Origin of the sequence: Calothrix sp. FACHB-168, from assembly GCF_963889195.1 — a bacterium.
In the GTDB taxonomy this organism is placed as follows: domain Bacteria; phylum Cyanobacteriota; class Cyanobacteriia; order Cyanobacteriales; family Nostocaceae; genus Aulosira; species Aulosira anomala_A.
The window spans coordinates 23,662-31,362 of record NZ_CAWPNJ010000073.1; the positions used below are offsets into that span (position 1 = coordinate 23,662).

A 7,701-nucleotide genomic window follows, 5' to 3' on the forward strand; every position below is an offset into this window, starting at 1 on the left:
AAAGTGTAACATAAGCTATGATAGGTGCAAACACACCAGACCTCAATGGGAACAGAAAGCTTTACTGACAAAGAACTCCAGTTTGTAAATCTGCTGCTATCTGGCTATAGCACTGAGGAAGCAGGTGCCGCAGTTAATATTTCTCGGCGCTCAAGTTTTCTGTGGCGTAAAAAACCCCATATTGAGCAAGCAATTGAAGCGGGGAATCGAGGGGCGTTAAAAGTTGTTGAGGAGCTACAGCAGGAAAGAGTCAGAACAATTCTGCCTCAAGTGACAGATACACTGACTGAAGCAGTCCCAAAAGCCCTTCAGACATTAATTGATCTGATGGAAAACGCGGCACGGGATGATACAAAGTTGAAAGCTGCGGTTGAAATTTTGCGGCTAGGCGGAATCGAGAAGACAACCAAAATTCAATCGACACAAGAGCATGTAACCCCGAAGCAGAAAGGATTAAGCCCCGAAGACGCAGCACTCATCCGCAGACACATTCTAGGAGTTGGTGCAACAGACGAAAATTGATATTCCACACCATCGCCTTTCGCCATCGCACCCCAATGTTCAATTGAAATCTCAGAATTTATTGTTTCAAAAGATGTAAATCCTAAATTTTTATCGGTAGTACACTTAATTCAAGTCTTGGGAATTGGGGATTAGGCTGGTTTACTTCAAAACACCTTGTGAGCTAAAGACTTATTAGTTTCTGCCTGACTGCAATCGCCCCGCCCCTCTACCCCTCATCACCCCACTTGCAACATCAGAGGAGTGGGGTTATTTTTGCCCATTAAGCAGCCTCTAGTGCTTGACTGATGGATTTGTACCCTCAAGGCAATAAAGGGCATTTTAGGAGGGGTAGCGGTAGTCACACCTAGATTTAGAATTGGGGGTTTTGGGGTTTTATGATTATGTCCGTAGTCACGTAGTTATATTTGGTAGTCACGTTAGTTTATATCTATATATATAGAGGTCGTGACTACGGTATCAAACTCTGATACAAAATAGGTCGTGACTACGGTATCAAATTCTGATACAAAATACTGAATTTATCAGTGGTGACTACCAAAAAAGTATAAAAATGTCGTGACTACCAAAGCATACTGAGAATTAAAAAAAAGGTCGTGACTACGGCGATGATTCTCAGTGGTGACTACCAAAGCATACTGAAGTGGGGCAGTGGTCATTCGTCATTCGGCATTGGGAAAATTTAGCGGCGGGGAATTCGGAAGGCAGGCGATCGCACCGGGGAACTTCGCCAGCTTGGTTATGCCACAAGCCAAAAATAAAACATAACTGATGGACGCGATGCCTGCGGCGGTTCGCGGAGCGACTTATGCTTTGAATCATAATGTGAGAAAAATTTTGATCCATAAATTAGAAAAAAGTTAACGAAAATTCAGGCTTTCGTGCTAATCACAAATTAAAACTTTGAATCAAATTATGGGTGAGAGTTGAAATTCTGAATCATAACTAGAGAATGAGTTTAAAAAACACAATTGGATAAAATTTGCACAAAAAATTCCTGACAAAATTGCTCTAACTTAAACTTCCAATTCAAAATATGGTTCAAATGCCCATATTATGGTTCAAAACTTTTGTTTTAGTAGATATCTGAGTAAAAATAAAATATTTCATTGTCCAAGCGATCGCTCTGTTGTTGGGCGATCGCCTACTCAAACCGTAGCTGAATAATAATGATAATCAAGCTGAAGGATTGATACGAACGTTTCTCGTATCAGTCTTTTTATCCCCTAAACGATAATCATTATGAGTAAAAAAACTCGAATATTAAAAGTGAACTAAAAACTGGATACTCATTTCTGAAGCATATCATGAGTTAAAATCTCAATTTTTAGTTCAAATCACACGACTATCGCCCTTCGGGGAAGCATAGAAAAATTCCGCAAGCCATAGCTAAAAGTCAGCAAACTTTTGATGATTGTCGTTGATGGGTATTAGTCAGGGAAGGCAGGCGATCGCCCTTCGGAGTACAAGCCGTTCTAATACAGAGATAACCAGTAACCAAAATAAAACGGGTTCTAATATAGCATTGTAGAAATAAATTTTTTAGAAAAACTATAACTAATTAGAATATATTTTGATACTTTTAAATATTTTTTTTAAATACTTAAAAATTCAGTTTGAAAATCTTTATTTTGAGAGGTCGTGTTAAAACTGTTGAAATTGTTATTAATGATTTTTTACAGTTTACGACCCCTCTATTGTTTAGCTTTACAAGAAATCAGGATTTACACTTGTTCCTGGTGGAAAATTAACGAAATAATCCATGAAAAATGATATCAGATTAGTGAAAAACTTCTATCTAAATATTATCTCGCTAATTTGATTGTCATTCCGACGTAATAACAATTTTGAACCAGCACGAATTTCTTTTTGCAAGAAAATTTCAGTTGATATGGATCTCCTAATTAATTCATTAATCGAGACATGTTCAGCTTTAGCCCATTTATCTAAATAATCAGCAATATCTCCTGGCAAAGTAACAGACATACGTTTTGCAGGATTAGTATCTGGGAATTCAGCAGAAGTGTTGATTGAACTTTGATTTTGTTGATTTTCAGTATCTATTGGCAAATCTTGATCTCTAATGTTCTTATCTGGAAGTGTGTTTGACAATCCTTTCATGATGAATACACTTTTACTCCAAAGCTTGTTATATTTAGTATACATCAAAAATATGCTTTTGTGGTGGATTAGAACACCAATTTTGGTGACAGATGCAATGATATTGTGTGGATTACCGTACATACTGAAAGAAAATAGGTGATTTTTGGTGAGTATTAATACACTTGATAAATCAGCCCAAATGATTATCCCATGAGGGTTTTGGCATAAATTGTTATCTTGTTAATCACCAGAGCAAAAATTTTGGGTGCTATCCACACCATTTAAACACTTAAACACACCAAAAAGCAACCAGATTGATGTGTTAAAATTATAGAGAGAGCGATTGCAAGGAGTATCAATGACGATTACCCCACACAGCAACAATAAAAGCAGTATAGAAACATCAAGGGAGCTAGAGCAGAAGGGAACTAAAGAACATTCATTTGATGATTCTGAAATTCCTGAATCAGTTGCTTCTAGAAACCATGTAGCATCTGTACCAATGCGTAACAAAGATGAAGAAGATTTGGCTATTGCATTGGCTGAAAAATACCCCCTTCTATGGGAAAAGGAACATAAAACTCTTTTTGATCAAGTAACAAAGCTTACTGAAGCAGTAACAAAGCTTACTGACAAAGTCAAAAAAATTGAAACAAATGAGCAAATCGATAACCAGACTAGATCTGGACTGGTTAATAAACTCACAGACATTTTTATGATGATCATAGTGGCTTCAATACTATTGATCATCATAGGCTCATTAGGTGGTGGCTATGTTAACAAAGAAATGATTCAGCAATTCGTACCATTGCTAGTTAACGTAGCGAGTGGGTTGATTGGTGTAGTAATTGGCTATTACTTCACAGGCAACAATAATAAGAAACGATAAGAGAATGTTTAAAAGTCCAGTTGTTGGTAAAAGCTTTTAAAAACCCCTAAATCTCCTTAAAAAGGGAATTTTGAGAATTTTGCTATTAGAAGAGGGGAGCTAGGCTGGGGAATCAACCAATGCTTAAAATCACCGACTACCACTTTTGAAACAATCTCTAAGGTAATGTGTTGTTAGAAGCCAGATACCCTACTTTGGTAGGGGTTTTTTTTGACGGAGAAAAACGATCCACCGCTGCTAATGAAGATGGCAGTATAACCAGTAACTAAAATAAAAGACCATCAACAGAGATTAGAAGATTTTCGACAGCGATCTGAGTATTTAGGTTGCCGATTTTTAGATGTTGTCGAAAAAATGCTGAATCTTTATGAAATGAAGTTACAGCAAGCACAAGCTGAAGATTTAAGCCTACATCGACTTGCCAGCGACATTAAAAGTCTTGGTACGTCCTCCGAGATGGGGGGTACCTTGCTGGCCCAAGCATTAGGAGTCCGAGAACTAATAGAGTTACTCAGCCGGAATGGGGAAAGTGAAGAAAATCAAGAGTAATTTTTGCTCCATTGCCCAACTGCAAACAGCACGCTAAAAGCACGAAGAAAGGTTTTAATTTTGCATAATGCCTAAAAAGCATTAGACAAAAAGGTAAGGCTACTTGTAAGCAATTTTAGGAGTCTTTAGCAGTTTGGCTAATACCTCTTCAGTTTACTGTCATTTACGGTTCAATTATCTAAAAATTGTGGCTATAATTAAATTTTTCGTTGAAGATTGTGTTTCTTTAACATTATATCGTTAACAAATTTAGAGAAATCTTGAGGATAAAAGGATTGCTGAGAAATCAAATTCCAACATTGGTAAAAAGCGGGTCTACTAAAAGAGGATATCATTGCTGACTCCCAAAGTCTCCATACCTTTTCATCAATAAGATTTAATTCATGATATAAAGTATATTCCTCATAACACAAATCAAAATAGAGCCACATAGGTCGCAATATTGTTACTTGTTCATTTTCGGAAAAACTATCAATTTTGAAATCTTCTTCAATTACAGTTTTAGGTAACTTTTCAAAAATTTCTTGATATCGTCTTGTATATTCACTAATATTCGTTACTAGTATTTGCTGTCGAACACCATTATTTTGTGCTAGTATTTGCTCTTGAACATTTTTATTTTGTGCTAGTATTTGCTCTTGAACATTTTTATTTTGTGCTAGTATTTGCTCTTGAACATTTTTATTTTGTGCTAGTATTTGCTCTTGAACACCTTTATTTTGCTTCCAAATACCATAAAGAGAAATAATTAAAGCTGTAAAAGCAACTAGATCACTTGTTTGCATTGTGTTTTTCTATTATTGGTTATTAAAATAAGCCATCAAAAATATCAATAACGCTATCAATCATATTAAATTTATTTCCCAGACATTTATTTGAGCTATTCATGAGTAGTAGCTCTATAAATTCTTCTATTAAACTAGGTGTCCATACACGAAAACTTTTGTCAGAAATCCCAAACGTCTGTAATATAAATTCTCTGAATCCGCCAGTATTTGTAATTGCTTCAGTAGCGTTGAATAATGGATTTGTAATAATAGATTTTATATACGATAATGGATTCTCATCCTCATATCTAAGTGAACAATAAGAACACAATTTAGAGGAACAATTTAAAGAACTTCTAATAACATTTGCTACAAATGTAGAACAATTATTAGAAATTGGATGATACATTGACCTCTGTTGTGTTTTGTAATATTCTAACATCTTATATTCATTAAGGTTAGGTATTACAATTACTCTATCTGCACTACGTCCTTTAGCAGAACATTCTTGATAATAATTAAAATTTGTTTTGGCAGCAGATTCAACAGCATTTAAAGTTACATACTTCTTTGAGTAATCTTTATTTGAAGTTTTGTTATGATCTGTTAATGATAATGATTTTATATCATCATCATCATCATTATTAATTGATTCGCTAAGAAATGCATACTGCAAAGCATATTCTATTAAATGAGTCTGGGTATTATTATTATTTTCTAAGCTAGGGCGATGGCTAATGTAATTATTGTTAATTTCTATCGAAACATGACCTACATCCCTAAGCAAAAAAGCACTCAATCCACTACTTTTTAACAGTCCAGGACGCCAAAAATAAACTTTTACAGTCATAAATATTGGTTTAAATAAAACAATAAGTTATGATACTTTTGCATTTGCAAAGCATTTGGAAAATTTAGCATTATCTAACTATCAAAATCAACCTAAAATAGAGTAAAGTAATAAAATATCTGTCTAAAGATAGATAAAAAATGATAATGATAATTTTAAGTATTTAAGCATTTAAATTAATATATCGGTAGAAGTGATTGAAAGTTATGCAGTTTTTAGTAAATATGTAATAAAACTTTAAAAAACACTTTAATATCGCGTGCAATATGCAAAATTAGCTAGCCACAAAGGTAAATCAATTAGTGATGTGCTTAAGTGGTAATCCCATACCAAAGCAGAAAGCGATCGCTGCATTTCCCTCACTTTTATTCCAATAACCAGTACCAGCCGATATCGCTTCGGAATCATCCGTGAGAGGTTAAAATAAAGCGCATTTTGTCAATCAGTTAAAATACTCAAAATAGCCTTATTGATTATCATTATCAAATAAGTTTTTAATAGCTAAAATGCCCAATGAAAAAGTATTGTAACGATGGAAGCCAGTGTGAGCATGGTTCAAAAAACTCCAAAAATCCAGTTAAAGGAAAAGACGATCGCCCGAACCCCCATTCTCTCGTACCCTCTGCCCAGCCCCTTGGAAAAATACGGAAAACAGAGGAACCCATAACCCAATCGCCCCACGCCGAAAGCATTCGCGCAGTGGGCTTATTTTTGGGCATTAAGCCGCATCTATTGGCTAGCTGATAGATTTGTACCCTCAAGGGAATACAGGGCATTTTAAGAGGGGTAGCGGTAGTCACGCCTAGATTTAGAATTGGGGGTTTTGGGGTTTTGTGTTTAAGGCCGTAGTCACGTAGTTATATTTGGTAGTCATGTTATTTAATATCTATATATATAGAGGTCGTGACTACGGTATCAAGCTCTGATACAAAATAGGTCGTGACTACGGTATCAAGCTCTAATACAAAATACTGAATTTATCAGTGGTGACTACCGAAAAAGTATAAAAATGTCGTGACTACCAAAGCATACTGAGAATTAAAAAAATAGGTCGTGACTACGGCGATGATTCTCAGTGGTGACTACCGAAAAAGTATAAAAACGTCGTGACTACCAAAGCATACTGAAGTGGGGCATTAGTCATTGGGCATTGGGCATTGGGGAAATTTTGAGGAACAATTTGTTCCTGGGAAGTGCAGCGGGGAAATTTTGAGGAACAATTTGTTCCTGAGTTTTGGTGAAGGGGAGCGCGGCGGGGAAAATTTGAGGAACAAATTGTTCCTGAACTTGGCGGTGGTCATTGGGCATAGAGAATTGGTCATAGGCGATCGCACCGGGGGAGTGCAGCGGGGAAAATTTGAGGAACAAATTGTTCCTGAATTTGGCGGCGGCGATGGTCATTAGTCATTGGGTATGGGGAATTGGGCAGGCGATCGCACTCCAGGGAAGCATAGAGAAGTTACCCAAGCCATAGCCAAAAATCGGCAAACTTTTGATGATTGTTGTTGATGGGTATTAGTCAGGGAAGGCAGGCAGATAGGCAGGCGATCGCACTTTGGAGCGAAGTAGTTCTAATACAGATGTAACCAGTAAGAAAAATAAAACGGGTTCTAATATACGGGGAACTGGTTATTATACCAAGTAGTTCTAACACAGATATAACCAGTAACACAAAAATAAAACGGGTTCTAACATTAATGTAACTCGTTATTTGATTACTAGAACTAGTTAGGTTATTTCTAGAACTGTTAAAGCACAAATAGAACTGGTTAAATAGGAGAATAGAACATTCTCTGATATATAGATATAACCTGATGCTGTTAGCCGCTACAAGCCTTATACAGTAAGGCTTTTAAAAATGCATTATATAACTAGTTACGCCAAGAGTATAACGGGATTAACGCAGATATAACCAGTTCTAATGCAGACATGCAAATGAGTATAACCAGTTCTATAAAGACATAACGAGAAGCCTCAGGCAGATATAACCTGTTACGTCCGTTAATTTAAATTAACGGACG

Annotated in this window: 8 protein-coding genes; 3 read left to right on the forward strand and 5 right to left on the reverse strand. The window is 36.1% G+C overall.

The annotated features are described in order from the left end of the window. Nucleotides 1-45 precede the first annotated feature (45 nt). The gene (locus tag AACW45_RS33280) at nucleotides 46-522 is read left to right on the forward strand and encodes a hypothetical protein (RefSeq protein WP_190637470.1); all 477 of its coding nucleotides are present in this window, start codon (nucleotides 46-48) and stop codon (nucleotides 520-522) included. A gap of 524 nt (nucleotides 523-1,046) precedes the next feature. Here the strand turns inward: AACW45_RS33280 and AACW45_RS33285 are convergent. Together AACW45_RS33285 and AACW45_RS33290 are read right to left on the reverse strand one after the other, a co-directional pair. Continuing rightward, entirely contained in the window at nucleotides 1,047-1,181 is a 135-nt protein-coding gene (locus AACW45_RS33285; RefSeq protein ID WP_277880461.1) for a hypothetical protein, read from the reverse strand. A gap of 1,135 nt (nucleotides 1,182-2,316) precedes the next feature. Beyond that, entirely contained in the window at nucleotides 2,317-2,643 is a 327-nt protein-coding gene (locus AACW45_RS33290) for a ribbon-helix-helix domain-containing protein (RefSeq protein WP_206758490.1), read from the reverse strand. Nucleotides 2,644-2,983: 340 nt separating this feature from the next. On the opposite strand from AACW45_RS33290, the gene AACW45_RS33295 reads away from it, so the two are divergent. Beyond that, nucleotides 2,984-3,514 (forward strand): hypothetical protein, encoded by a 531-nt coding sequence (locus AACW45_RS33295; RefSeq protein WP_190637474.1) that lies wholly within the window; start codon nucleotides 2,984-2,986, stop codon nucleotides 3,512-3,514. A gap of 354 nt (nucleotides 3,515-3,868) precedes the next feature. Beyond that, nucleotides 3,869-4,063, forward strand: coding sequence for a hypothetical protein (locus AACW45_RS33300; RefSeq protein ID WP_190637475.1), 195 nt, complete (start codon nucleotides 3,869-3,871; stop codon nucleotides 4,061-4,063). Nucleotides 4,064-4,260: 197 nt separating this feature from the next. Here the strand turns inward: AACW45_RS33300 and AACW45_RS33305 are convergent, their stop codons facing one another. From AACW45_RS33305 to AACW45_RS33315, 3 genes are all read right to left on the reverse strand, one after another. Next, entirely contained in the window at nucleotides 4,261-4,848 is a 588-nt protein-coding gene (locus AACW45_RS33305) for a hypothetical protein (protein WP_190637477.1), read from the reverse strand. Between the two features lie 22 nt (nucleotides 4,849-4,870). Continuing rightward, complete coding sequence (locus tag AACW45_RS33310; protein ID WP_190637479.1) at nucleotides 4,871-5,680, reverse strand: hypothetical protein; 810 nt, start codon at nucleotides 5,678-5,680, stop codon at nucleotides 4,871-4,873. Nucleotides 5,681-6,820: 1,140 nt separating this feature from the next. Further along, nucleotides 6,821-6,988 carry a hypothetical protein gene (locus AACW45_RS33315; RefSeq protein ID WP_190637485.1) on the reverse strand — a complete coding sequence of 56 codons (168 nt, stop codon included), beginning with the start codon at nucleotides 6,986-6,988 and terminating at the stop codon, nucleotides 6,821-6,823. Nucleotides 6,989-7,701: the final 713 nt, after the last annotated feature.

Bases quoted from the DNA above. Each gene is read 5' to 3' on its own strand.
- AACW45_RS33315 (WP_190637485.1), bottom strand. From the start codon at position 6,988: ATGCCCAATGACCACCGCCAAGTTCAGGAACAATTTGTTCCTCAAATT.
- AACW45_RS33305 (WP_190637477.1), bottom strand. From the start codon at position 4,848: ATGCAAACAAGTGATCTAGTTGCTTTTACAGCTTTAATTATTTCTCTT.
- AACW45_RS33300 (WP_190637475.1), top strand. From the start codon at position 3,869: ATGCTGAATCTTTATGAAATGAAGTTACAGCAAGCACAAGCTGAAGAT.
- AACW45_RS33285 (WP_277880461.1), bottom strand. From the start codon at position 1,181: ATGACCACTGCCCCACTTCAGTATGCTTTGGTAGTCACCACTGAGAAT.
- AACW45_RS33290 (WP_206758490.1), bottom strand. From the start codon at position 2,643: ATGAAAGGATTGTCAAACACACTTCCAGATAAGAACATTAGAGATCAA.
- AACW45_RS33295 (WP_190637474.1), top strand. From the start codon at position 2,984: ATGACGATTACCCCACACAGCAACAATAAAAGCAGTATAGAAACATCA.
- AACW45_RS33280 (WP_190637470.1), top strand. From the start codon at position 46: ATGGGAACAGAAAGCTTTACTGACAAAGAACTCCAGTTTGTAAATCTG.
- AACW45_RS33310 (WP_190637479.1), bottom strand. From the start codon at position 5,680: ATGACTGTAAAAGTTTATTTTTGGCGTCCTGGACTGTTAAAAAGTAGT.